This is a genomic window from Exilibacterium tricleocarpae (genome assembly GCF_007004655.1).
Taxonomy (GTDB): Bacteria; Pseudomonadota; Gammaproteobacteria; order Pseudomonadales; family Cellvibrionaceae; genus Exilibacterium; species Exilibacterium tricleocarpae.
In genome coordinates, this window is the sequence record NZ_ML660092.1 from 247,206 (window position 1) to 273,651 (window position 26,446).

17 protein-coding genes and 1 pseudogene are annotated in these 26,446 nt (G+C 56.5%); 16 read left to right on the forward strand and 2 right to left on the reverse strand.

Annotation, left to right across the window (positions count from 1 at the left end; translation table 11 throughout):
- The first annotated feature begins 102 nt into the window (after nucleotides 1-102).
- The 13 genes from murD (at nucleotide 103) to FKG94_RS11230 (ending at nucleotide 17,828) form a co-directional block, all read left to right on the forward strand.
- Nucleotides 103-1,449: a UDP-N-acetylmuramoyl-L-alanine--D-glutamate ligase gene (murD, locus tag FKG94_RS11170; RefSeq protein ID WP_142904313.1), complete on the forward strand. Its 1,347-nt coding sequence runs from the start codon at nucleotides 103-105 to the stop codon at nucleotides 1,447-1,449.
- Complete coding sequence (ftsW, locus tag FKG94_RS11175; protein ID WP_142904314.1) at nucleotides 1,446-2,642, forward strand: putative lipid II flippase FtsW; 1,197 nt, start codon at nucleotides 1,446-1,448, stop codon at nucleotides 2,640-2,642. The genes murD and ftsW overlap by 4 nt, the downstream gene beginning before the upstream one ends.
- A complete protein-coding gene (murG, locus tag FKG94_RS11180) occupies nucleotides 2,632-3,726 on the forward strand; it encodes an undecaprenyldiphospho-muramoylpentapeptide beta-N-acetylglucosaminyltransferase (RefSeq protein WP_246125084.1) in 1,095 nt (364 codons plus the stop codon). The genes ftsW and murG overlap by 11 nt, the downstream gene beginning before the upstream one ends.
- Nucleotides 3,719-5,140: a UDP-N-acetylmuramate--L-alanine ligase gene (murC, locus tag FKG94_RS11185; protein ID WP_142904315.1), complete on the forward strand. Its 1,422-nt coding sequence runs from the start codon at nucleotides 3,719-3,721 to the stop codon at nucleotides 5,138-5,140. The genes murG and murC overlap by 8 nt, the downstream gene beginning before the upstream one ends.
- Nucleotides 5,141-5,233: 93 nt before the next feature.
- A complete protein-coding gene (locus FKG94_RS11190; protein WP_142904316.1) occupies nucleotides 5,234-6,205 on the forward strand; it encodes a D-alanine--D-alanine ligase in 972 nt (323 codons plus the stop codon).
- Nucleotide 6,206: 1 nt separating this feature from the next.
- Nucleotides 6,207-7,007, forward strand: coding sequence for a cell division protein FtsQ/DivIB (locus tag FKG94_RS11195; protein WP_142904317.1), 801 nt, complete (start codon nucleotides 6,207-6,209; stop codon nucleotides 7,005-7,007).
- A gap of 71 nt (nucleotides 7,008-7,078) precedes the next feature.
- The gene (gene ftsA, locus FKG94_RS11200) at nucleotides 7,079-8,314 is read left to right on the forward strand and encodes a cell division protein FtsA (RefSeq protein ID WP_142904318.1); all 1,236 of its coding nucleotides are present in this window, start codon (nucleotides 7,079-7,081) and stop codon (nucleotides 8,312-8,314) included.
- A 151-nt stretch (nucleotides 8,315-8,465) separates the two neighbouring features.
- Complete coding sequence (gene ftsZ, locus FKG94_RS11205; protein ID WP_142904319.1) at nucleotides 8,466-9,629, forward strand: cell division protein FtsZ; 1,164 nt, start codon at nucleotides 8,466-8,468, stop codon at nucleotides 9,627-9,629.
- Between the two features lie 968 nt (nucleotides 9,630-10,597).
- On the forward strand, nucleotides 10,598-11,509 hold the full coding sequence (lpxC, locus tag FKG94_RS11210) for a UDP-3-O-acyl-N-acetylglucosamine deacetylase (protein ID WP_142904320.1): 912 nt from the start codon (nucleotides 10,598-10,600) through the stop codon (nucleotides 11,507-11,509).
- A gap of 334 nt (nucleotides 11,510-11,843) precedes the next feature.
- Entirely contained in the window at nucleotides 11,844-12,773 is a 930-nt protein-coding gene (locus FKG94_RS11215) for a M23 family metallopeptidase (protein WP_142904321.1), read from the forward strand.
- Between the two features lie 110 nt (nucleotides 12,774-12,883).
- Nucleotides 12,884-15,604, forward strand: a complete 2,721-nt coding sequence (secA, locus tag FKG94_RS11220; RefSeq protein WP_142904322.1) for a preprotein translocase subunit SecA — start codon at nucleotides 12,884-12,886, stop codon at nucleotides 15,602-15,604.
- A 44-nt stretch (nucleotides 15,605-15,648) separates the two neighbouring features.
- Nucleotides 15,649-16,881, forward strand: coding sequence for a bifunctional glutamate N-acetyltransferase/amino-acid acetyltransferase ArgJ (gene argJ / locus FKG94_RS11225; RefSeq protein ID WP_142904323.1), 1,233 nt, complete (start codon nucleotides 15,649-15,651; stop codon nucleotides 16,879-16,881).
- Entirely contained in the window at nucleotides 16,881-17,828 is a 948-nt protein-coding gene (locus tag FKG94_RS11230; protein ID WP_142904324.1) for a Nudix family hydrolase, read from the forward strand. The genes argJ and FKG94_RS11230 overlap by 1 nt, the downstream gene beginning before the upstream one ends.
- 84 nt (nucleotides 17,829-17,912) lie before the next feature.
- On the opposite strand, the gene FKG94_RS29520 is transcribed toward FKG94_RS11230, so the two are convergent.
- Nucleotides 17,913-18,431: an IS66 family transposase gene (locus tag FKG94_RS29520; RefSeq protein ID WP_425460044.1), complete on the reverse strand. Its 519-nt coding sequence runs from the start codon at nucleotides 18,429-18,431 to the stop codon at nucleotides 17,913-17,915.
- Nucleotides 18,426-18,590: pseudogene (locus FKG94_RS29525) on the reverse strand (IS1380 family transposase); the annotation flags it as partial. The gene FKG94_RS29520 and the pseudogene FKG94_RS29525, both read right to left, overlap by 6 nt.
- Nucleotides 18,591-19,295: 705 nt before the next feature.
- Here FKG94_RS29525 and FKG94_RS11240 point away from each other — a divergent pair.
- The 3 genes from FKG94_RS11240 (at nucleotide 19,296) to FKG94_RS11250 (ending at nucleotide 25,752) form a co-directional block, all read left to right on the forward strand.
- Nucleotides 19,296-19,580 carry a hypothetical protein gene (locus FKG94_RS11240; protein WP_142904326.1) on the forward strand — a complete coding sequence of 95 codons (285 nt, stop codon included), beginning with the start codon at nucleotides 19,296-19,298 and terminating at the stop codon, nucleotides 19,578-19,580.
- Nucleotides 19,581-19,640: 60 nt separating this feature from the next.
- Nucleotides 19,641-23,432: a cadherin domain-containing protein gene (locus tag FKG94_RS11245; protein WP_142904327.1), complete on the forward strand. Its 3,792-nt coding sequence runs from the start codon at nucleotides 19,641-19,643 to the stop codon at nucleotides 23,430-23,432.
- An 88-nt stretch (nucleotides 23,433-23,520) separates the two neighbouring features.
- Nucleotides 23,521-25,752, forward strand: a complete 2,232-nt coding sequence (locus FKG94_RS11250) for a cadherin repeat domain-containing protein (protein WP_142904328.1) — start codon at nucleotides 23,521-23,523, stop codon at nucleotides 25,750-25,752.
- Nucleotides 25,753-26,446: the final 694 nt, after the last annotated feature.

Consider the following 26,446-nt stretch of genomic DNA (forward strand, 5'->3'; position numbering starts at 1 on the left):
TGGTCAAGGTGCATTGTCAAGGTTTGGTGTCAGATTAGGTAGGCAAGGTAAGTACGTAAGGTAAGCAGTGAAGGTAAGTGGTTAAACAGGTGGCTAAAGTCAATGGCTGAGTTAATTGCGCAAAGTGGTGTGACCGCCATCGTCGGCCTCGGGGCGACGGGGCTGTCGGTTGCGCGCTATCTGGCCGGCCAGGGGCGTCCCTTTGTGGTGCTGGACTCGCGCCCGCAGCCACCGAACCTGGCGCGTTTTCGCGCCGACTTTCCCGGCGTGCACTGCGAATTGGGCCGCCTCGACAGCGACACGCTCTGCGCGGTGGAGAAGATTGTATTGAGCCCCGGCGTGGCGCTGGCCGAGGAGGCCGTGCAGGCGGCCCTGCAGCAGGGAGTCGAAGTCCTCGGCGATATCGAACTGTTCGTGCGGGCTGCGCGCGCGCCGATCGTGGCGATCACCGGCTCCAACGGCAAGAGCACAGTGACCACCCTGGTCGGTGAGATGGCGCAAGCCGCCGGTCTCAAGGTCGCCGTCGGCGGCAACCTGGGACCGCCGGCGCTGGATTTGCTGGATGCGACGGTGCAGCTCTACGTGGTGGAGTTGTCCAGTTTTCAATTGGAGACCACCGCCAGCGTCAACGCCGTGGCGGCGACCATATTGAATCTCAGTGCCGATCATCTCGATCGCTACGCGTCCATGGTCGAGTACCACGCGGCCAAGCAGCGCATCTATTTCGGTGCCGAGCATGTGGTGGTCAACCGCGACGATCTCCTCACCCAGGCGCCCCGGGCAGGCGGGGTGGGTTTTTACAGTTTTGGTTTGAGCGAGCCGGACTTGCGCGACTTCGGCCTGCGCCAGGTCGACGGCGAACCCTGGTTGGCCCAGGGGCTCGACGCCCTGATGCCGGTGCAAAGCCTGGCCATGCGCGGCCGCCACAATATCGCCAACGCACTGGCGGCCATGGCGCTCGCCCACGCCATCGACCTGCCGCGCCCGGCGGTGCTCGAAACCCTCAGCCGTTTCAAAGGGTTGGCGCATCGTTGCGAATGGGTTGCCGAGAAAGACGGCGTGGAGTTTTTTAACGACTCCAAAGGCACCAATGTGGGTGCGACGCTGGCGGCGATTACCGGCCTGGCGCGAGCGCCCGGCAAGGTGGTATTGATCGCCGGCGGCGAGGCCAAGGATGCCGACTTCAGTCCGCTGGCGCCGGTGTTGGAAACCCAGGTGCGCAGCCTGGTGTTGATCGGACGCGACGCCGAGAAAATTGCCGCGGTGGCGGGCGCCGCGCCGCGGGTTTACGCACAGACGCTGCAGCAGGCGGTGGCTGCAGCGGCGCAGGCGGCGCAGGCGGGGGATGCCGTGCTGCTGTCGCCGGCCTGCGCCAGCTTCGATATGTTTGCCGATTATCGGGATCGGGGTGACCAGTTTAAGAACGCGGTGCGGGAGTGGGTGGCATGAGCGCGGTAATCGCCCCCACCTCTCTGTATGCGCCGGTCGCGGGGACGGTGGCCCGGGTGGACCTTGAGTTGGTGGCAATCATCGCCGCGCTCTTGACCATCGGCATAGTGATGGTGGCGTCCGCTTCGGTGGGGTTTGCCGACAGTGTCTACGGCGACCCCTGGTTTTTTGTCAAGCGTCACGCCATCTACCTGTTGCTCGGCGGTCTCGGCGGTGCGCTGGTGGCCGCCGTGCCGCCGGTCGTATGGCGCGATTACGGTTGGGTGTTGCTGTTGCTGGCCCTGCTGCTACTGGTGCTGGTGCTGGTGCCCGGGCTCGGACGCCGGGTCAACGGCAGCCAGCGCTGGTTGATCTTCGGGCCCATCACCGTGCAGGCGTCTGAAGTGGCGAAGTTTAGCGCCGTGGTGTTCTTTGCCGGTTACCTGGCACGACGCCAACTGGAATTGCGCGGGGGCTGGAGCGGTATTGTCAAGCCGACCCTGCTGGTGGCGGTGATTGTGTTTTTGTTGTTGCTGGAGCCGGATTTCGGCAGCGCCGTGGTGATTTGTGCGACGGTGGTGGCGATGATGTTTCTGGCCGGTGTGAAGATGTGGCAGTTTGGTTTGCTGACGCTGCTCGGGGGCTGCGGCCTGGCGTTGATCGCCATACTGTCCCCCTATCGGATGCAGCGGCTGATTACATTTCTGGACCCCTGGGCGGACCAGTTCAACAGCGGCTACCAGTTGACCCAGTCGCTGATCGCGTTCGGGCGCGGTGAATGGTTAGGTGTAGGTCTGGGCAACAGTGTGCAGAAACTGTTTTACCTGCCCGAGGCGCACACGGATTTTATTTTCGCCATAGTGGCGGAGGAGTTCGGCCTGATCGGCTGTACGCTGCTGATCGGCCTGTTTGTGGGATTGGTGTTCAAAGTGCTGGATATCGCCCGGCGTGCGATTGTGGCCGGCGATGCGTTTGCCAGCTTTGCGGCGTTCGGTATCGCCATTCTGATCGGCGGACAGACGTTTATCAATATCGGTGTAGCGTCGGGACTGCTGCCCACCAAAGGCTTGACCCTGCCGTTTATCAGTTACGGCGGCAGCAGTCTGATCGTCTGCTGTGCGTTGATGGCGTTTTTGCTGCGCCTGGATTGGGAGTTGCGCCGGCCGGCGCCGGTCGCCGAGAAAAAACAGCGAGGTAGGCGACGTGCAAGCTGATGGTGACGCCAAGCGGGTATTGATCATGGCCGGCGGCACCGGCGGCCATGTGTTCCCGGCGCTGGCGGTGGCGGCGGTGCTGCGCGCCCGCGGCTGGCAGGTCGACTGGCTCGGCACGCGGCGCGGTATCGAGGCGCAGTTGGTGCCGCAGGCGGGCATCGATCTGCATTACATCGCCGTGGCGGGATTGCGCGGCAAAGGTGCGCGGGCCTGGTTGCAGGCCCCGTGGCGGTTGTTGCGGGCGCTGGGGCAGGCACTGGCCATCGTGCGGCGGGTGCGGCCGCACGTGGTGCTCGGGCTCGGCGGTTTTGCGTCGGGGCCGGGCGGTGTGGCGGCTCGACTATTGGGGAAACCACTGGTGATTCACGAGCAAAACGCGGTGGCGGGAACCACCAATAAAATACTGGCGCGTATCGCCAGTCGCACGTTGCAGGCCTTTCCCGGCAGCCTGCCTCGCGGCGTGGTCACGGGCAATCCGGTTCGCGGCGAGATCGCCGCGCTGGCGCCGCCGCAACAGCGTTACGATGCCCGCGCTGATAACGGTGCCGGCGGCAACCTGCTGGTGCTGGGCGGCAGCCTGGGAGCGCTGGCGATCAACGATCTGGTGCCGGCGGCAGTGAACTTATTGGCGCCGGCGGCGCGGCCGCATATCCGCCACCAGACCGGCGCCAGGCATTTGCAGCAGACCAAGGCCCGCTATCGGGAGTTGGCAGTGGAGGCAGATATCGAACCTTTTATCGACGATATGGCGGCGGCCCTGGCCTGGGCGGATCTGGTGATCGCGCGGGCCGGCGCTCTGACAGTGGCGGAACTGACGGCGGCCGGGGTGGCGGCGGTGCTGGTTCCTTTTCCGTTTGCCATCGACGATCACCAGACCAAAAACGCCGAGTGGCTGGCACAGCAGGGCGCCGCGGTTGTCAAACCGCAACACGAGTTGGACGCCAGCTCCCTGAGCCTGTTGTTGCAGGAGTTGACGGGCGATCGGCCGCGTTTGAAAAACATGGCGGTGCGGGCGCGCGACCTGGCGCTGCCAGAGGCCGCCAACCAGGTGGCCGACGTTTGCGGGGAGGTGGCCAATGGCTAAATCGAGAATTATTGAAATACCGGAGATGCGCCGTATTCGCCGCATTCACTTTATCGGCATCGGCGGTGCGGGCATGAGCGGTATTGCCGAGGTGCTGTTGAACCAGGGTTATGAAATTTCGGGCTCGGACTTGAAAGAAAGCGGCACCACGCGGCAATTGAGCGACAAGGGAGCGACTATTTTTATCGGTCACCACGACCGCAACGTGGTCGGTGCCGATGTGATTGTCAACTCCAGTGCCGTCACTGAGACCAACCCCGAGATGAAAGGCGCGCGCCGCCTGCGTATTCCGGTGGTGCGGCGCGCCGAAATGCTGGCCGAGTTGATGCGCTACCGGCACGGCATAGCGGTGGCGGGCACCCACGGCAAAACCACCACCACCAGTTTGATTGCGTCGGTGCTGGCGGCCGGCGACCGCGACCCCACGTTTGTGATCGGCGGCCTGCTCAACAGCGCCGGCAGTCACGCGCAACTCGGCGGCAGCCGCTACCTGGTGGCCGAGGCGGATGAAAGCGATGCGTCGTTTTTGCATCTGCAGCCGATGGTGGCGGTGGTGACCAATATCGATGCCGATCATATGGACACCTACGAGGGCGACTTCTCGCGGTTGAAAAAAACCTTCGTCGAGTTTCTCCACAACTTGCCGTTTTACGGACTGGCGGTGGTGTGTGGCGATGATCCGGTGGTACAGGAAATCATTCCGCAGATTTCCCGCCCGGTGCTGACTTACGGTTTTGGCGAGAGCTGCGACTTTCGCGCCTACGAGGTGCGCCAGGAAGGTATGTGCAGCCGTTTTAAAGTGGCGTGCCCGGATGGCCGCAAGCCCCTGGACCTCAGCATCAATATGCCCGGGCTGCACAATGTCCTCAACGCCACTGCCACCGTGGCAGTGGCTGTCGACGAGGGCGTAGCCGACAGTGCCGTGCAAACCGGACTGGCAAATTTTCAAGGCGTCGGGCGACGGTTTCAGGTTTACGGGGAATTTCCCGTGGCCGGTGGCGGCGCCATGCTGGTGGACGATTACGGTCACCATCCGCGCGAGGTAGAGGCGACCATTCAGGCGGTGCGGCGCGGCTGGCCCGAGCGGCGCCTGTTGATGGTTTACCAGCCGCACCGTTATACCCGCACCCGCGACCTGTATGAGGATTTCGTCGAGGTGCTCTCCGGTGTCGACGCGCTGGTGCTGCTGGAAGTGTACAGCGCCGGCGAAACGCCGATACCCGGTGCCGACAGCCGCCACCTGTGCCGCAGCATCCGCAACCGGGGGCAGGTCGATCCCATCTTTGTCGAGGGTATCGACGGCGTGCCCGAAGTCATCAAGGATATTGTCGAGCCGGGCGATATCGTGATTACCCAGGGCGCCGGCAATGTGGGATTGCTGGCGACGGAGCTGGCAAAACGGAAACTGGCTTGAAGGGGGTCGGCATAGCGCATGTAGTAGAAATGTGTTGTGTGAAGGCTTGTAGAAAAAACGGTGTGGTAACGATATGCAAATGAGAGCGCGTTTATGACTGCGACAGTGACAGCGCCGGCGAGCGATGCCCTGAAGCAACAGTTGGGGCGTGTCGGTGTGCTCTACGGCGGCGCCTCGGCCGAGCGCGAGGTGTCCCTGCAAAGCGGGCAGGCGGTTATCAATGCACTGCGCGCAAGCGCTGTCGAGGTGATTGGCATCGACACCCAAAGCCAGGTGATCGAGCAACTGCGGGAAATACAGCCGGATCGTGTCTTTATCGCCCTGCACGGGGCCGGCGGCGAAGACGGCCGCATTCAGGCGCTGCTGGAATTTCTCGATATACCGTTTACCGGTAGCGGTGTGCAGGCCTCGGCACTGGCGATGGACAAGCTGCGCTGCAAACAGCTTTGGCGCGGGATCGGTTTACCGACGCCGGATTTTATGGTGTTGAACGAGCACGGCAACTGGCAGCAGGTGCTGGCGCAACTGGGCGGTGAGGTCATGGTAAAACCCTCCTGTGAGGGCTCGAGCATCGGTATGGCAAAAGTCGACAGCGCCGCGCAACTGCAACAGGCCTACGCCGAGGCGCGGCCGTTCGATCGCAGCGTGTTTGCCGAGCGGGTCGTCAAAGGGGCCGAGTACACGGTGTCGATTGTCGGCCGCCAGGTGTTGCCGGCGATCAGGCTGGAAACCGACAACCGGTTTTACGACTACGAGGCCAAGTACCTGGCGGACGATACCCGTTACTTCTGCCCCTGCGGGCTGGCCGCCGACAAAGAACAAGCGCTGGCGGAAATTGCCCTGGAGGCATTTGACAGCCTCGGTTGCGAGGGGTGGGGCCGGGTGGACTTTATGGCCGACAGCGAGGACAACTTTTACCTGTTAGAGGTCAACACCGTGCCCGGTCTCACCAGCCACAGCCTGGTCCCCATGGCTGCCCAGGCGCGAGGTATCTCATTTGAACAACTGGTGCTCACCATTGTGGCGGACACCTTGAAGGAGCCGGCGGCGAGCCGACCGATGTGAAATGAAAGCGAAGCGAATACAGGATACGCAAAAAAACCGCCGCGCCCAGGGCGCCAGTCGCCGCGCCGCGCCGCGGCGGCGACTGCCGCTGCGGTGGCTGGCCTGGCTGGCGGCGGCCGGCTGTGTAGTCGCCGCGGCGGTGCTCGGGCTGCCGCGCTGGGCGGCACTGCCCGACACCATTGATCGGCCGGTGGCGAGTATTGCCGTGCAGGGCGAGTTTTTACTGGTCTCGAAAGAGCGGGTCATGGCGTTGTTGGAGCCCCTGGTCGACCAGACATTTCTGCAACTGGACCTGGCGGCGATAAAGACCGAAGTAGAAAAGGCACCGTTTATCGACCGGGCGATACTGGGACGTCGCTGGCCCGACCAACTGGTGGTGACCATCGTCGAGCAACAGCCGATCGCCCGCTGGGGCCGCAGCGGTTTTTTGAACCAGCGCGGGCAGATCGTCGCCACCCCGGAGCTCGACAATCTGCAGGGTCTGCCGTTGTTGTCCGGCAACCGGGCGCAGTCGGAACAGGTGATGTTGATCTACCAGGGCATTGCAAAACTATTGCGGCCCTATGGGCTCAGCGTGATGGAGCTGCGCAGCGATCCGGTACATTCGGTCGAGTTGGTATTGAGCAATGACCTGAGGCTGGTGGTGGGGCGCGACCAGATCATGAAAAAGATGCAGCGTTTTCTGGCGGTTTACACCGATGATTTACAGGCAAAAGTCGACAGCGTCGCGTCGATAGATTTGCGTTACAACAATGGCGTCGCAGTGAAGTGGCGGGAGGGCGCCTTGGCGTCAGCCCGGTGAAAGGGAGCACGGGCCTTATGTGTTGCGAATCGATCGGTGAAACGATCGCCCATAATAACGAGGTTAACTGAATGGCAGGTTCAAGCGATAACAGACTCATTGTCGGCTTGGATATCGGCACGTCTAAGGTAGTGGCGATTGTCGGCGAAGTGGCGGCGGAAGGGCAGCTCGAGATCGTCGGCATAGGCTCGCACCGCTCTACCGGCCTGAAAAAAGGCGTGGTGGTCAATATCGAGTCCACCGTGCAGTCGATCCAGCGGGCGGTGGAGGAGGCGGAGTTGATGGCCGGCTGCCAGATACACTCGGTGTACGCCGGTATCGCCGGCAGCCATATTCGCAGCCTCAACTCCCACGGCATAGTGGCGATCAAAGACCGCGAGGTGTTTGCCCAGGACCTGGATCGGGTTATCGATGCCGCGCAGGCGGTGGCGATCCCGGCGGACCAGAAAATTCTGCATATCCTGCCGCAGGAATACCTGATCGACGAACAGGAGGGGGTGAAGGAGCCGCTCGGTATGTCCGGCGTGCGGCTCGAAGCCAAGGTGCACCTGGTGACCTGCGCGGTCAATGCCGCGCAGAATATCGAGAAGTGTATCCGCCGCTGCGGCCTGGAGGTCGAAGACGTTATTTTGGAACAACTCGCCTCCAGCTACTCGGTGCTGACTGAAGACGAAAAAGAATTGGGCGTCTGCCTGGTGGATATCGGCGGCGGCACCACCGATATCGCCATTTTTACCGAGGGCGCGATTCGGCACACAGGCGTGATTCCCATCGCCGGCGACCAGGTCACCAACGATATCGCCATGGCGCTGCGCACGCCCACGCCCCACGCCGAGGAGATAAAAATCCGCTACGCCTGTGCGCTGGCGAAGCTGACCGGCGTCGACGAAACCATCAAGGTGCCGAGCGTCGGCGACCGCCCGCCGCGGGACCTGTCGCGCCAGGCGCTGGCGGAGGTGGTGGAGCCGCGCTACGACGAATTGTTCACGCTGGTGCAGGCGGAACTGCGCCGCAGCGGTTTTGAAGACCTGATTGCCGCCGGCGTGGTATTGACCGGCGGTACCTCGAAAATGGAGGGCGTGGTGGAACTGGCGGAGGAAATTTTTCATATGCCGGTGCGGCTCGGCGTGCCCCAGGGCGTGCGCGGTTTAAAGGATATCGTCAACAACCCGATTTACTCCACCGGGGTCGGCTTGTTGCAGTACGGCATGGGACAGCAGAGCGATCCGCGTGCTACCCAGTACAGTAGAGACAACAAAAACTCCTGGTGGGACAAGGTGAAAGCCTGGTTTCAGGGCAGTTTTTAGCAATGGTTTTTAACAGTAGTTTTAAAAACGGTTTTTAACAATGGTTAACCGTTTTTTTACAGTGTTTAGAAACGTGGCTCGGAAACCCGGTTTCCGAATGGTTTTGATTCTAGTGTGTTATTTCAGTGTAGGGAGATAGAGGGGAATTACTATGTTCGAACTCGTCGATAGTGTACCGCAAAGTGCAGTGATCAAAGTAATAGGGGTTGGCGGTGGCGGCGGTAACGCCGTGAAGCATATGATCGCCAACGAAGTCGAGGGTGTTGATTTTATCTGCGCCAACACCGATGCCCAGGCGTTGCGCGGTATCGACGCCCGCACCGTGTTGAAACTCGGCAACAACATCACCAAGGGGCTGGGCGCGGGCGCCAACCCGGAAATCGGCCGGCAGGCGGCCATTGAAGACCGCGAACGCCTCGCCGAGGTGTTGACCGGTGCCGATATGGTTTTTATCACCGCCGGTATGGGCGGCGGCACCGGCACCGGTGGCGCACCCGTGGTGGCGGAGGTCGCGCGCGAACTCGGTATTCTCACCGTGGCCGTGGTGACGCGACCGTTTCCGTTCGAGGGCCGCAAGCGCATGTCGATCGCCGAAGCCGGTATCAAGGAGTTGACCGAGCGGGTCGACTCCCTGATTACCATTCCCAATGAAAAGCTGCTGTCGGTGCTGGGTAAAAGCACCAGCCTGCTGGATGCTTTCAAGGCGGCCAACGATGTGCTCCTGGGCGCGGTGCAGGGTATCGCCGATCTGATTATCCGCCCCGGTATGATCAACGTGGACTTCGCCGATGTGCGCACCGTGATGTCGGAGATGGGCATGGCGATGATGGGCACCGGCCATTCCACCGGCGAAACCCGGGCGCGGGATGCGGCCGAGGCGGCTATTCGCAGTCCGCTGCTGGAGGATATCAATCTGCAGGGCGCGCGCGGTATTCTGGTCAATATCACCGCCGGTATGGATTTGTCGCTGGGCGAGTTTTCCGAAGTGGGCGATACCGTGGAGGAATTTGCTTCCAACGACGCCACGGTGGTGGTTGGAACTGTTATCGACCCGGAGATGTCTGAGGAGTTGCGCGTGACGGTGGTGGCGACCGGACTCGGCTGTCCGGTGGCGGAGACCAAAGCGGCCGCCACCAAAATGGTGGTGGACAATACCCGTCGCGCCAATGGGCAACCGGATTACAGTCAGCTCGATCGCCCCACAGTAATGCGTGCCAATAAAACCGCCAATCCACCGGCAGCGGAGGCACCGCCCGAAGACCGCGATATGGAGTATCTGGATATCCCGGCCTTTCTGCGACGCCAGGCGGATTGATGCGCCAGTCGCGAAATGGCGTCGGGCATCCCTTGGTCGCGCCGATCGCCGTGGAGATTGTGGATGTGATGGCTGAACCGGATGCCGGCGGACCAGAAGCGAGCCCCTGCGGCGGCGCGCGGCGGGACCTAAGTGTCTGTTTGGGAACTGATATTGGTTTAAAGCGGGCAACTCTGTTAGTATTCGCGGCTTATGCGTCCCGCCTGCCAGATAGGAACCGTTCCAAGGCTGTTTTCCACTTGCCGGGCTGTATTGACCAGGCCCAGGGGTAAGTTTGTGTGTCGCTCCAGGCTGTTTGAGAGAATACGGTTCAAGGTGCCAGGTTTATAAGCTCAAAGTTTATAAACTCGAGGTTTATAAACTCTAGGTTTATAAACTCAAGGGTTACAAGCTCAAGGGTTACAAGCTCAAGGTTGAGAGAGTGATCGCGCTGCTGGGGTGAACGCCCGGAAGCGCGTTTGTCGGCGCTCCAGACCGCATCGGTCAACCCCTGTGGCGGGGTTGGTGAGCACTGAACTGAAGGCCCGAGTTCGGGTTGGTTAACGTCCAGGGCCAGGTTATTTAAGGCAACAGTCTGGCTGGTTAAGTTAACGTTCAGGATTGCTAAGTTATAAAGCTCGAGGTATGCGGGCAAAGATTTTTGTCAATAACCTTCGCTGCTTCTTACCAGGGGCTGAAGGGGTTGGTTATTGTGGCGATACTTAGAACGAAAGGCTGAGATATAGAGCGAAAAAGCTTCGCTATCTACAGCCGAATATTTTTGATGATTGAGACTTAGGGTTTTAATAAATTGATGCTGAGGGCTTGGTTTAATTGACGCATGGGGACTTATAAAGCTTTGGTTGACGAGGCTTTGTTGATTGGCGCTAAGGTGTTTATTACCGGTGCGCAGGGCTTTTTAATCGACGCCTAAGGCTATACAAGATTCACGCTTCAGGCTATACAAGTTTAACGCTCAAGGTTGTGTAATGATAAAACAACGGACTTTAAAAAATGCAATTCGCGCCACCGGCGTCGGTTTGCATACCGCGCAAAAAGTTTACCTGACGCTGTTGCCGGCGCCGGCAGATACCGGCATCGTATTCCGGCGCGTCGATCTCTCGCCGGCCGTGGACATTCCGGCCAAGGCGGAGAATGTCGGTGACACCACCCTTTCCACCACCCTGATGCGGGACAATGTCAAAGTGTCCACCGTCGAGCACCTGCTGTCGGCCATGGCCGGGCTTGGTATCGACAACGCCATCGTTGAAGTCAGTGCCCCCGAAGTGCCTATTATGGACGGCAGTGCCGGTCCTTTCGTGTTCCTGATCCAGTCGGCGGGTATCGTCGAACAGGAAGCGCCGAAAAGGTTTATTCGCATCAAAAAGCCGGTTACCGTTGAAATGGGCGACAAGGTGGCAAGCTTCCTGCCGTTTGACGGATTTAAAGTGTCCTTTTCGATTGAATTCGATCATCCGGTGTTTCGCGATCGTCCCGCCAGGGCCTCGATCGACTTCTCCAGCACTTCGTTTGTGAAAGAGGTGAGCCGCGCGCGCACCTTCGGTTTCACCCACGAGTTCGAATACCTGCGCTCCAAGGGTCTGGCCAAAGGCGGCAGCCCCGATAACGCTATCGTGGTGGATGACTACCGCATTATGAACGAAGACGGTCTGCGCTACGAAGATGAGTTCGTCAAGCACAAGATCCTGGACGCCATCGGCGACCTTTATCTGTTGGGTAACAGCCTGATCGGCGAATTCAAGGCCCACAAATCCGGCCATGCTTTGAACAATAAGTCCTTGCGCCAGTTGATCGCCGATAAAGACGCCTGGGAAGTGGTGACGTTCGAGGATGAAACCAAAGCGCCGATATCTTATATGAAGCCTGTGCTGGCGCTGTAAGAAACGTTGTTTTAAGCGCCGTAATGGCGCCGCAGCCCGCATTATTCGGGGGCTGCGCAACGGGGCAAGACAAAAGTGTGAAAGGTGACGCAGTCCAGGTTCTGGGTATTTATTGTCGTGTTACCTCAATAACTATTGGTAATTCCTTGTTTTCTATGCCATATTTTTACTCCCTGTCTCGTGGATAAGCAGGGATCGGGCCGCCAGTGGGCGGTTTTTTTTGCAGTAAGGCTTTGAGCAGTACGTAGAAGTAAGACATAAACTGGTACTAACACAGCGGGTGCCGGTAGCGGTTACCCGATAAAAGACTCCAAAATACCGACTCAGACTCAGTATGAAAGTCATTCTTGTCAGCAAAGGTCACGGGCGTACCCGCAGCTTCAAGCTGGGTGGGTGGACTCGCGCTGTTCTGTCAGTGTGCCTGCTCGGCGTGCCGGTAGTACTGGGGGGCGTTGCCCACCAGTTGTTGCAAGACGAAGGCAGCGATCTGTTTACCGGTGACTCTACCCGGGCCTGGAACGATGCGCTGGCCAAACAAAGGCGCGAAGTGGCCGAGACCAAACGCCACGCCGAAGAGCAGTTGGCCGCGCTGACCCTCAGAATGGCCGAATTGCAGGCCCGCCTGGTGCGCCTCGACGCCCTTGGCGAACGCCTGACCACCATGGCCAAGCTGGATCGGGGTGAATTCGACTTCAGCCAGCCGCCGCCGGTGGGCGGACCGGAAACCGTGGCACTGGGTGAAGCCTACCAGGCACCGGATTTTCTCGCCGTTATCGGCAGCCTTGCCGACCAGATCGACAACCGCGAGCAGCAATTGGATACCCTCGAAGCGCTGCTGGCCAAGCGCAAGATTCAAAGTGATATCTTTATTGCCGGGCGCCCGGTGAAGAAGGGCTGGATGTCCTCTCGGTTCGGGCGTCGCACCGATCCCTTCAACGGCCGCGTAGCCTGGCATAACGGAGTGGATTTCGCCGGTAAGAGAGGCGCAGAGATCATCTCCGTGGCCGCCGGGGTGGTCACCTGGTCCGGCAAGCGCCACGGTTATGGCCAGATGGTGGAGGTCAATCACGGCAGTGGTTTCTCCACCCGCTACGCCCACAACCAGGACAACCTGGTGGCGGTGGGTGATGTGGTCAAAAAAGGTCAGGTCATTGCCAAAATGGGTTCCAGCGGCCGCTCCACCGGCCCCCATGTGCATTTTGAAGTCTTTAAACACGGCCGCGCCGTCGATCCCGCCAGCTATATTCACCGAACTCACCGTTAATCCCGCCTTTGTGCTTGCTTCTGCAGGCGCCTTTCGGTTTACTTGCACCTCGTTTTTCTGACCTGCGGCGGTGCAGGGTCTATGGTTCTGAACACATAACGGTAACTCACATGATTGGCAAACTGATGAAATCGGTTTTCGGTTCAAAAAATGACCGGGAACTTAAGCGTATGGGCAAATTGGTGCGGCAGATCAATGAGCTCGAAGCCGAAATGTCCGCCCTCAGTGATGACCAGCTCAAAGCCAAGACCGAGACTCTCAAACAGCGCTATCAGGACGGCGACACCCTCGACCAGTTGCTGCCCGAAGCCTTTGCGCTGGTGCGCGAAGCCGGACAGCGGGCCCTTGATATGCGCCATTTCGATGTGCAGATGATCGGTGGCATTACCCTTCACGAGGGCCGTATCGCCGAGATGCGCACCGGCGAGGGCAAGACCCTGGTGGCCACCCTGGCGGTGTATCTCAACGCCCTGTCCGGCAAAGGTGTGCATATTGTCACCGTTAACGATTACCTGGCCAGCCGCGACGCGCGCTGGATGGGGCCGCTTTATGAAGCGCTGGGTTTGAGCGTCGGCGTGATCCAGTCCATGCAGGACCCGCAGGCCAAGCGCGACGCCTACGGCGCCGATATCACCTACGGCACCAACAACGAATTCGGTTTTGATTTCCTGCGCGACAATATGGCCCTGCGCCGGGAGGACCGGGTACAGCGGCCGCTGAATTTTGCCGTTGTGGATGAGGTGGATTCCATCCTCATCGACGAGGCGCGCACGCCGCTGATTATCTCCGGCGCCGCCGAGGACAGTTCGGCACTGTACCGGCGCATGAACCAGTTGATTCCAAAACTGGAGCCGAAGACCGAGACCGAAACCGGCCACTATGTTGTGGATGAGAAAACCCGCCAGGTGGAGCTGACTGAAGCCGGCCACCAGTTGGTGGAGGAACTGTTGATCAAAGAGGGGTTGTTGGACGAAAACGACAGCCTCTACTCGGCCGGCAATCTCAACCTGCTGCACCACACCCACGCCGCGCTCAAGGCCCACACCCTGTTTAACCGCGATGTGGATTACATCGTGCAGAACCGCCAGGTGGTGTTGATCGACGAACACACCGGCCGCACCATGGCCGGGCGGCGTTTGTCGGAGGGATTGCACCAGGCGCTGGAGGCCAAGGAGGGGGTCAATATCCAGAGTGAGAGCCAGACACTGGCCTCCACTACCTTCCAGAATTATTTCCGTCTCTACCCGAAACTGGCGGGTATGACTGGCACGGCCGATACCGAGGCCTATGAATTTCACCAGATTTACAATCTCGATGTGGTGGTGATTCCCACCAATGTGGCGGTGGCGAGGGAGGACCTCAACGACCTGGTATACCTGTCGGTGGAAGAAAAGTACGATGCCGTGGTGGAAGATATCAAGGAGTGTCAGGAAAAACGCGCACCGGTGCTGGTGGGTACCGCCTCGATTGAGTCCTCTGAGGAAATGTCGCGCCGCCTCGACAAAGCCAAGATCAAGCACCAGGTGCTCAACGCCAAGTTTCACGAGAAAGAAGCCGAAATTATTGCCCAGGCCGGCCGGCCCGGCACCGTGACTATCGCCACCAACATGGCGGGGCGCGGCACCGACATCGTGCTCGGCGGCAACTGGGAAGCGGAGATTGCCGCGCTGGATAATCCCGATGCCGCGCAGGTCGAGGCGGTCAAAGCAGACTGGAAAAAACGTCACGAACAGGTGATCGAGGCCGGCGGCCTGCATATTATCGGCACCGAGCGCCACGAGTCTCGCCGTATCGACAACCAGTTGCGGGGTCGCTCCGGTCGCCAGGGCGACCCCGGCGTATCGCGTTTCTACCTGTCGCTGCAGGATAACCTGATGCGCATTTTCGCCTCCGAGCGGGTGCGCAACTTTATGCAGGCGCTGGGCATGGAAAAGGGCGAGGCCATTGAGCACCGTATGGTGAGCAACGCCATCGAGAAGGCGCAGCGCAAAGTGGAGGGCCGCAACTTTGATATCCGCAAGCAGTTGCTGGAGTATGACGACGTCGCCAATGACCAGCGCCGGGTAGTGTACGGGCAGCGCAACGAACTGCTGGAGGCGACGACCATCAGCGATACGGTGACCGCCATTCGCAAAGACGTTGCCAACGATATGATCAGCACCTTCGTGCCGCCCCAGAGTCTGGACGAGCAGTGGGATATTCCCGGTCTCGAGCAGCATATAGAATCGGAGTTCGGCGTCAAATTGCCGGTGCAGCAATGGCTGGATGCCGACGATCAATTGCATGAAGAGACCCTGCGCGAAAAAATTGCCGCCGAGCTGCAAACCGCTTACGAGGAAAAACAAGAGCGGATCGGTGCGGTAATGCAGGATATTGAAAAGCAGATCATGCTGCAGGTGTTGGATATGTTGTGGAAAGAGCACCTCGCCAATATGGACCACCTGCGCCAGGGCATCGGCTTGCGCGCCTACGCCCAGCGCAATCCCAAGCAGGAGTACAAGCGCGAGTCTTTCCAGTTGTTCCAGGAAATGCTGGGCAATATCAAGCATGAGGTGGTGCGTATTTTGTACCGGGTGGAGCCGGTCACCGAAGAACAAATGCAGGAGATGGAGCGCCGGCGCATCGAGGCCCAGGAACGGCAGAAAATGCAACTGCAACACGAGCAGGTATCCGCCATGGCGGGAGGCGGTGAGGACGGCGGCGAGCCGGCACCGGCCGCGGAGGAACAGCACACGCCCTTTGTACGGGAGGAGCGCAAGGTCGGGCGCAATGAACCCTGCCCCTGCGGCTCGGGGAAGAAATACAAGCAGTGCCACGGCAAGCTCGGTTGAAGAAAAACTAAGAAAATAAAGTTCACAGGGTCTATGACAATTCTATGGCAGTAGGGCATTTTCCGTTTCCCAAGATGCCGGCGGTCGGCGGTGTGCGTTTGGCCGCGGCCTGTGCCGGCATCAAATCTACCGATCGCAACGACCTGGTGTTGCTGGAGCTGGCCGAAGGCAGTAGCGTCGCCGGTGTGTTCACCCGCAATGCCTATTGTGCGGCGCCGGTGGTTATCGCGAAAGAACATTTACGCAGTACCTTTGCCAGCGGCAGCAAGCACTACTGGCTGATCAACGCCGGCAACGCCAATGCCTGTACCGGCGAGCGCGGTATGGACGATGCGCGTTCCACCTGTGCCGAGGTTGCGCGCCTGGCGGGCGTCAGTCCGACCCAGGTGTTGCCGTTTTCCACCGGTGTGATCGGCGAGAGTCTGCCGGTCGACAAAATGTTGGCCGTCTTGCCGCAGGCGTTCGGCGATCTGGCCGACGGCAGTTGGGAAGCGGCGGCCCGAGCCATAATGACCACCGATACGCGGCCCAAGGCGGCCACGGTGCAGTTTGAACACGAGGGTGTCACTGTAACCGTTAACGGTATGGCCAAGGGTTCCGGCATGATCAAACCGGATATGGCGACCATGCTCGCCTATGTGATGACCGATGCCAAGGTGGCCCAGCCGCTGCTTGATAAACTGTTGCGCAGCGCGGTCGAGCGTTCTTTCAATCGTATTACTGTAGATGGTGATACTTCCACTAACGATGCCTGTATGTTGGCCGCCACCGGCCGGGCGCCTTTGCCTGAGATTATCGAGCCCAGCGGCGTGCTCTATGCCAAGTTATACAACGCTGTGGTGGCGGTGCATATTCAGTTGGCGCAGGCGGTGATCACCGATGGCGAAGGGGCAACCAAATTTGTGACTGTGGCTGTGGAAGGTGGTGCGAACCGGCGTGAATGTCTGGCTGTGGCCTATACGGTGGCTGAGTCGCCGCTGGTAAAAACTGCGCTGTTTGCCTCCGATCCCAATTGGGGGCGCACCGTGATGGCGATCGGCCGAGCCGGTATCGAGGAACTGGATGTTAACCGTGTCAAGGTTTATCTGGGGGATGTATTGATCGTCGAACGCGGCGGCCGTGCCGACAGCTATACCGAAGAGCAGGGGCAGCAGGTGATGGCGCGCGATGCGATTACCATTCGCATCGACCTCGGCCGCGGCAGCAGTGCCGAGCGGGTGTGGACCACGGACTTGTCCCACGACTACGTCACCATCAATGCCGAGTACCGCACCTGATGAAAGTCGTTCATGTCGCTGCCGGTGTGATTGTCAATGGGCGCGGCGAAGTGCTGATTGCAAAGCGTCCCGACCATACGCACCAGGGTGGTTTGTGGGAATTTCCCGGCGGTAAGGTGGAGGCGGGGGAGTCCGTGCCGGCGGCGCTGGCGCGGGAGCTTTTAGAAGAGTTGGCCATTGAGGTGACTCACAGTCGTCCGTTGATTTGTATTCGTCACGACTATGCCGATAAATCGGTGTTGCTTGATGTGTGGAAGGTGACGGGGTTTAGCGGAGAGCCCCAGGGTAATGAGGGGCAGCCGGTGGCTTGGGTTGGCGCCGATCAGTTATTGGACTTTGCGTTTCCCGCCGCCAATGTGCCGATTGTGGCGGCCGCGAGATTGTCCGACAGGATGGCGATTACCGGTGCGGCGGCAAGTGTCGAAGACTATGTAGAAAAGGTCGGCCGCGCAATAGATCGCGGCGCAACGATCGTTCAGGTGCGCGCGCATCAGTTGGATGATGCAACTTATGTGGAGGTGGCAAAGGCTGTTGCGGCCTTGTGTCGCCGGCGCGGTGTTGTTGCTATTGCCAACACAGTGCCAGGGCTTTATCAGCAGACCGGCTGTCATGGGTTGCATGTTACCAGTGAGCGTTTGAAGGGCTTATCTGAGCGACCCGTTTCACAGCAGGCGTGGTTTAGCGCTTCCTGTCACTCGCCCGAGCAACTGCGCAAAGCGGAAGCCTTGGGCGTTGATTTTGTTACGCTTTCTCCGGTGTTTAAAACGACCACTCATCCCGAGGTGGAGCCTCTGGGTTGGTCGCAGTTTCAGGAGTGGGTCAGTCAGGCGAAGGTGCCGGTGTTTGCATTGGGTGGTGTGGATGCCGAAAAACTTAAGCAAAGTTTTGATTGCGGGGCGCAGGGAATTGCGGGCATTCGCGATTTTTGGGAGGGTGATTGTTGTTAAAGGCAAGGGTGACGCTTTTTTACATAACAATATATTTGATATATTTTCCTACGGTTAGTAAGTAAACGGTGCAAAATCCACAGGTTAGCCACCAAGCCATAGATAGGCTGGGCAGGGACGCGGATAGCGATCAAACCGTTGCCTGACTTGCGCCGGAGTTTTATTCCACGGCAGGAGCTTTTCAATAGCCCCTGCCGACCGGGCGTTGGGTAGCTCGTTTAGCAGCAACGTTAAATAGTGATAGGGGTTTTGGTGATTGGCTTTGGCGGTCTCCAGCAACGAGTAAATCATCGCACTCGATTTAGCGCCTGCCGGCGTATCGGCAAACAAGAAGTTTTTCCTGGCCAATGCAATCGTTTTCGCCACATGCTCCGATAGAATATTCGATATCGGTAAACGCCCGTCCTCACAATAACGCACCAATGCCGCCCAGTTGCCGAGCATATAGCTGATGGCATTGCGGGTACCTGAATGCGCGACACCTTCGGCCTGTGTTTTTTCCGGCCACGCCTTAAACGTCTGCCACAGCGGTACGCTTTCCTCTTGTCGAACCTGTAATCGTTGTTCAGCCGTCAAGTGCTTTGCCTGCGCCTCGATCGGCAACCGCTCAATGTCCAGATCCGTTTTAAACTCACTATGAAACTGCTCGGATACACCGCGATCGGCATAAAGCCGAATCACCTCATGTTCTGCCAACGTTAAACTCGTCCACCAGCCATCAATATCGATCTCGAGTGTCAATGGGCGTTGACCTCGATAATCCATGGTTCGCACTGTCACCTGCATGGCTCGACGTATACTGTAATCATAACCTTGCCAGGGTCGCTCTTCTTCCCAACAGCCATGCTGCTCGGCATAGTCTAGCCACCACTGTTTGTCTTGTTGGCGAGGGTTCCATTTTATAATGAAATCGACCGGCTCAATCTTGAGGTGCTGCTCATTAAAGGACAACACAACATCCATATATAACTCTTGATCAAGTCAGAGTGTTCGATACCATGTCGAAGTGGAATCTGCGCATCGACTTCCTGAGTAAGTTTGGTGTAACGATGAATCGCTTGGCCAACCAGAGCCAAGCCGGAATGTCCCGTTATTTCTGATCTAGATTGTGAAAATTTTAAACGCTGCATAAATCACCCTCTTAGTGAATTCTATACAACCACAATTTTATCAAAAATACCTGTTAATAGTGCTTGTAGCTTGAAACACTGGCAGTCGGAATCACGGATTCAGGTTATTAAAGAATCGGTGTCCCTCGATCTCCTCCTCGATCTCATTGCTCATTCACCAGTTTCACCGCATCCTGCTTGAACTCATCCGTCTATTTGCGTCTTTTTTGTACAGTCCTGTAACACCTCGCTAACGCTATTTTCATATTCAACGGGTGTCCATTCACATTAAATCACTTCATTTGTACCTTAAACAGTTGGCTGAGGGCGTACGTTAATAAACAATTGTTGTGCTTTGTTGAAAGAGAATACAAATGGTGCAATGTGCAGGTTTACCGAATCAACCCGCCTACTTAGTATTAACCGCATTATCTATAAATCAAAGACGCCAAAAGTCATTAATCACGACAAGGGCGGCAAGTTTCTCGGTTCTATGAGGAAGGAACAGGTTTGTGATGAATACATTGCCATCGCCGACGAAATGCTCGCCATCAATAAAATACCCCGTTTGAAGGATGATATTAATCGCCTGGATGTTCTCCAGTCCAGACGCGAACTGGCGCAATTAAAGGGGAGCGAATAGCCCTGCAGTATGAACGTATTAGGTTCATTTTTTACTCATGTTTAAACTAAGGTACCGGTTATGAACTATTACTTAGAAACGTCTGCTGGGGAAGCCAGCGTGCGGTATGAGCTCAGTTCGTCTAAGACCTTGGTCGTGCAAGCCAGGGCTGGGGAGCAATACCGCGTGGTGTCCAGTCATGGGGAGCGCCCCGATAACGTCGTGGCCGTCCGAACAGATGCGGATCTTGAGGTTCGCCTGGATAACGGCGTTAACCTGATTATCGACGATTACTATGTGGTGTGTCGCAACAACTTTTGTGGCATCAGCCTCTCCGAAGAGGGTAAGCCGCTGAGTGCGAACGAAGAGGCCAACACGCCTTTCTCAGGCGACAATACGATTGTGTACAGTCATGGCTCGTTGGAAGGCATCGTATTGCTTGACCTGTTGGGGGCCGGTTTTGTTCATGAGCCACAAGACCAGCCAACGCCACTGGCGCTGTCAACGGTAGACGATACCATTGACGGTATCCCTCAGGGTGAAGCTGGGGGTATAAGCGCCTTAGGCATGATGAGCTTAGCGGGAGCAGGGCTGGGTTTGATTGCCGCTTCGGCGTCATCAGGGGGAGATTCTCCTGCGTCACCTACGGAGCCACGTAATAAAGAGGCGCCTGTCTTTACGTCGGGCTCGGGCGAAGCGATGGTTGAGATTAGCGTCGACGAGGGCGAGGTAGCCGTCTATAGGGCCGAGGCCACGGATGCGGATAGTGATATCCTCACTTACAGTCTAAGCGGCACCGATGCAGCGCTCTTTAACCTGGATGCGAATACCGGTGAACTCACCTTTAAAGAGGCCCCCGACTATGAGAGCCTCGGGATTAACCATACTTATGATATAAGCATCACCGCTAGGGATAGAGATGGCCTTAGTGCAAACCAGGACGTCATCATTAGCGTGAGTGATGTGAACGAGGCGCCGGCCTTTACCTCGGACACAACGGCCGCTGTTAACGAAAACCAGACGGCCGCTTACACGGCTGTGGCTACGGATCCCGACGGTGGCGCATTGACCTACACGCTAGGTGGGGCCGATGCCGGGCTGTTTAACCTGGATGCGAATACCGGTGAGCTCACTTTTAAAGATGCCCCTGACTATGAGAGCCTCGGGATTAACCATACTTATGATATAAGCATCACCGCTAGGGATAACGATGGCCTTAGCGCAAACCAGGACGTCATCATTAGCGTGAGCAATGTTAACGAGGCGCCGGCCTTTACCTCGGACACAACGGCTGCTGTTAACGAAAACCAGACGGCCGCTTACACGGCTGTGGCTACGGATCCCGACGGTGGCGCATTGACCTACACGCTAGGTGGGGCCGATGCCGGGCTGTTTAACCTGGATGCGAATACCGGTGAGCTGACCTTTATCAATGCCCCTGATTTTGAGAACCTCGGGAGTAACCATCCCTACAACATAAGCATCACCGCCACGGATAACGATGGCCTTAGCGCGAGTCAGGACATCACTATTAGCGTGAATGATGTAAACGAGGGGCCGGTTCCGGTCTTTACATCGGGGACAACGGCCACTGTTAACGAAAACCAGACGGCCGCCTACACCGCTGAGGTCGCGGATCCTGATGGTGCCATGCTGACCTACAGTCTGAGCGGCACTGACGCATCATTATTTAACATTGACGAAAACACGGGTGTGGTGTCTTTTAAGAACGTGCCTGATTATGAAAACCCAGATGATGCAAATGGTAATAATGTCTATGAAATAGCCGTAACCGCTACAGACAGCAATGACCTTAGTACAAGCCAGGGTGTCACTATTAGTGTGAACGACACGAACGAAGCGATAGCGCTCTCCGAACTTCAATTGGATAACAATGATCTTGGTTTTGTGATCAGGGATGAAGGTAGTCGTAAGTTCAGAATCCTTAACCTCAGTAATGCCGGTGATTTCAATGGCGATGGCCTCGATGACCTGATTATTGGCACACCTTTAGCCTCCAACAATGGAAAACAGACTAACGGCGCCGCCCATGTGATCTTTGGCAAAGCCGATGGCGGGATCGTCGACCTGTCTGTGTCTGGCATTGAAAACAATGACAACAACAGTCTAGGCATTGATATCGATGGCTTCCTACATAACAACCAGGCCGGTGGCGCATCAGTCAGCAATGCCGGCGATGTCAATGGCGATGGTATTGATGACATACTTATTGGCTCAAGTACTGCAACACAGGGTGTTCCCGGTGTAGGTTATGTGATCTATGGCGGTAGCGGCCTCTCTGACATCGATGTCTCCAAGATCGAGGACGGCTCAAGAAAAGATTTGGGCTTTGTGGTCAAAGGGACCACCTCAGATGAATTTGCTGCCCGTCATATTAGGGGGGGAGGGGATGTCAATGGCGATGGTTTTGATGACCTATATATTAGTACCTCGCATAATACCAACAGCTATGTGGTCTTTGGCGGGAGAGATCTTCCCAACATTGACATCTCTGAGATTGTAAGCGGCAATAATGGCATTGTGGTCCGTGGTCCCAATGACAATAATAGGTCTGGCAATATTGTCGGCGACATCAATGGTGACGGCCTTGATGATATGGCTTTTTCTGAAGCTAGGGCGTTTCAAGGCAAGCTCATCCGAGACATCCATGTGGTCTATGGTCACAAAAATCTCTCCGACATCGATCTCTCTGAGATCCCTCATCGAACCACCGAGAACAAACAAGGCTTTGCAATCAACCATTTACGCTCCGCAAGATTTGACGCTGCCGGCGATGTCAACGGTGATGGCTTTGATGATCTGATCATTTCCGAGGAAAGAGCCAATACGCCTAACGGTTACCAAAGTGGCGTAAGCTATGTGGTCTTTGGTGGCCGCAATCTCTCGAACATGGATCTCGATCATATTGAACGGGGTATCGGCGGATTTGCCATCTATGGCGCCGGTGAGAACGATCGCAGTGGCAGACAAGTCAGAAGTATCGGTGACATTAATGGCGACGGTCTGGGAGACCTGATTTTAGCCAACAGCGAACACGGCAGTAGCAAACCAGCTAAGTCTATAGATCATTATGTGATTTATGGCAAGACCGATACCGATACCGTTGAACTCACTGATATTGCACAGGGTGTCGGCGGCTTTGTGATCAATGCCCCCAATTTTGGTGGGGGACATGGCATGGACGTAAGTCATGCCGGTGATGTCAATGGCGATGGTTTTGATGATCTGGTTATTGGCTCTACTCCTCTCGATCCTGGGGATGCCAACCCCACCCCCATCCCCGGCATCACCTATGTGATCTATGGTGGCCAGAACGTCAGTGCCAATGCCTTAGTCGGGACTTCAGCCGATGAAATTCTGGAAGGCAGTAGCCATGACGATCAGATTATCGCCGGACAAGGCAACGATACCCTGATTGGTAACGGCGGCGCCGATGTGCTACGCGGCGGTGCCGGTGACGACATACTTGCCATCCGTGATACCGCTTTTGCAAGTCTGGACGGCGGCAACGGTATCGATACCCTGCGCTTTGACACCGCGCTCAAACTGAATTTCGCCGGGCTCAGCAACAATCAGATCACCGGTGTGGAAAAAATCGACTTACGCGCTGACGGTGGAAATAGCCATCTAATCCTGAACCTGGCTAATGTGTTCAACCTAGGTGATAACAGTCGCGATACCCTTAGCATACATGGCTCAAGTGGTGACTCCGTGGAGCTGCGCAATTATGGTTTTGCTCAAAGAAGTGGTGACTGGTCAAAGGAAAGTCACGAAACCTGGGTGTTTATGTCTGGAAACGAGGTACTGGCCACTTTACTCATTGACGACAGCATAACTGTATCTGCCCTATAACTGTATCGGGAGTAACCATCCCTATAACATAATCATCACCGCCGAGGATAGCGATGGCCTTAGCGCAAGCCAGGACGTCACCATTAGCGTGAGCAATGTGAACGGGGGGCCGGTCTTCACTTCGGGCAGCGAGGTGACGGTCAACGAAAACCAGACGGCCGCCTACACCGCTGAGGTCGCGGATCATGGTGGTGCCGCGTTAACCTACAGTCTGAGCGGCATTGACGCATCATTATTTAACATTGACGAAAACACGGGTGTGGTGTCTTTTAGGAACGGACCCGATTATGAAAACCCGGGTGATACAGATGGTAATAATGTCTATGACATAACCATCACCGCTACAGACAGCAATGAACTTAGTACAAGCCAGGACGTCACCATTGGTGTGGCCGACGCGCATGAGATGATAGTGCTCTCCGAAGTTCAATGGGATAACACTGATCTTGGTTTTGTGATCAGTAATGACGAGACTCGTCAGTTCAATATCCTTAACGTCAGCAGTGCCGGCGATGTCAATGGCGATGGTTATGATGACATCATTATTGGCTCAACGACTCCAGGACCGCATGTTCCTGCTGTAGCTTATGTGGTCTATGGCGGTAGCGAGCTCTCGGACATCGATCTCTCCGAGATCCAGGGCGACTTTGCCAACGTTGGCAACTTTGACAACTTTGGCGACCCTAAAGTCCAGAGTGATTTGGGCTTCGTGGTTGCGGGGGACAGCAGAGACTACCTCGAATGGGCTGGCTCTAAGATTAATGGGGGAGGGGATATCAATGGCGATGGCTTTGACGACTTATATATCGGTGGCTCGCATAGTCCTGTGAGCTATGTGCTCTATGGTGGGAGCAATCTTGTCAACACTAGGGCCTCTGCTATCGAAAGCAATGGCGCTAATGGCATTGCGATCCAAGGGGTGTATACCGTTGAAGACCACCCGATCCAAGGGGAGGAGTTTACCGTTACAGACATCAGCGCCTTTATCAATGGTAGGGTTGCCTTTTTTGTCGGCGATCTCAATGGTGACGGCATTGATGATATGGCTATTTCTGAACGTGAGGTAGTTGAAGGCAAGTTAGTCCAAGACATGCATGTGGTCTTTGGTGGTAAAAATCTCTCCGACGTCAAGCTCTCTGAGATCGCTGCCGGCAACGGCGGCTTTGTAATCAAAGGTTTAGAGAGCGCACGACTTGACTCCGCCGGTGATGTCAACGGTGATGGCTATGATGATCTGTTCATTTCCGAGGGGCAGGCCAACACTCATAACGGTGACAAAAGTGGCATAGCCTATGTGATCTTTGGTGCCAGCGAAAACAATCTCTCGGACATTGAGATCGATGAGGTTGAAAGGGGTAGCGGCGGATTTGCCATCTATGGCGCCAGTGAGGACGATCGCAGTGGCAAGAATATCAGAAGTGTCGGTGACATTAACGGCGACGGTCTGGGAGACTTGGTTATAGCCAACAGCGAATTCGGCAGTAGCCAAGAAGCCAAGTCTGTAGATCATTATGTGGTTTATGGCAAGACTGATACAGATGCCGTTGAACTCGCTGATATTGCACAGGGTATCGGCGGCTTTGTCATCAGGGCCCCCAATGCTGTTGGGGGACATGCCATTGACGTAAGTCATGCCGGTGATGTCAATGGCGATGGTTTTGATGATCTGGTTATTGGCTCTTCTCCACTCGATCCTGGGGATGCCAACCCCACCCCCACCCCCACCCCCACCCCTGGCTTGACCTATGTGATCTATGGTGGCCAGAACGTCAGTACCCATGCCTTAGTCGGTACGTCAGACGATGACGTTCTGGAAGGCAGTAGCCATGCCGATCAGATTATCGCCGGACAAGGCAACGATATCCTGATGGGTAACGGCGGCGGCGATGTGCTACGCGGTGGTGCCGGTGACGACATAATTGCCATCCATGATCTCTTGTTTAGGAGTCTGGACGGCGGCAACGGTATCGATACCCTGCGCTTTGACACCCCGCTCAGGCTGAATTTCACCAGGTTCAGCGACAATTGGATCACCGGCGTGGAAAAAATCGACTTACGCGCTGACGGTGGAAATAGCCATCTAATCTTCAACCTGAGCGATGTGTTCAACCTAAGTGATAGCAGTGGCGATACCCTTAGCATACATGGCTCAAGGGGTGACTCCGTGGAACTGCGCAAATATAGTTTTGCTCAAAACGGTGACTGGGTACGCTCTGAGGAGGGTCCCGACGGAATGGGTACCTGGGCGTTTATGCATGGAGGTAAGGCACTGGCCACTTTACTCATTGACGACAGCATAACTGTGTCTGCCCCTGTCTAAGGCTCCTCGGCTATGTTGTTGGGCAGAAACCGCTGTATGATCGCCGTAGATCGGAGCATAGAGAGCGACAACAGCCTGTCATCGGCCCCACCAACACAAATGGATTTTTTAGCTAAGTTCTACATTCTCCATTACATCAACCCGGGCCGGCGCTACTCATTGATGGTTAGCCGGTGCGGTTTTCATTAATTCGCATTACAAAAGAGAGAGTCGATGATCGTCTAAATCCTATATGATTTTTGCTATTTTATCCCAATGGCTGTCACCTGTTTGTTTTTCAAGATTGAGGAAAATGAGATATTAATCCTTGTTATTACATCGAATCCAAAGTAGTCCGGTCACGACACGGAAGGGCTGAGCGTTCAAATTCGACATCATCAATATAGTTGGATATTGACCTTTGTCCTGAATTCTTTTTGAACGCCTTGCACCCTGCTCATATCCGTCTTATCGCTTATTTAGCCCCATACATAAATAAAAGTGGACGCGGACAGTGCTAACCTTGAAGACAGAAATTACAGAATTGTCAATACTCACTTGTAAAAACAGCAAAACATATGGCATCAAAATTACTACCTTTGCACTCAAAATCGTCCAAGCTAAGTTTTAATAGAAGTTGAAGTTACCAATGCCGCGCAAATATTGTGAACAGATACAAATAAAAAAGTCCAAGCAAATATTAAAATTAATTTTA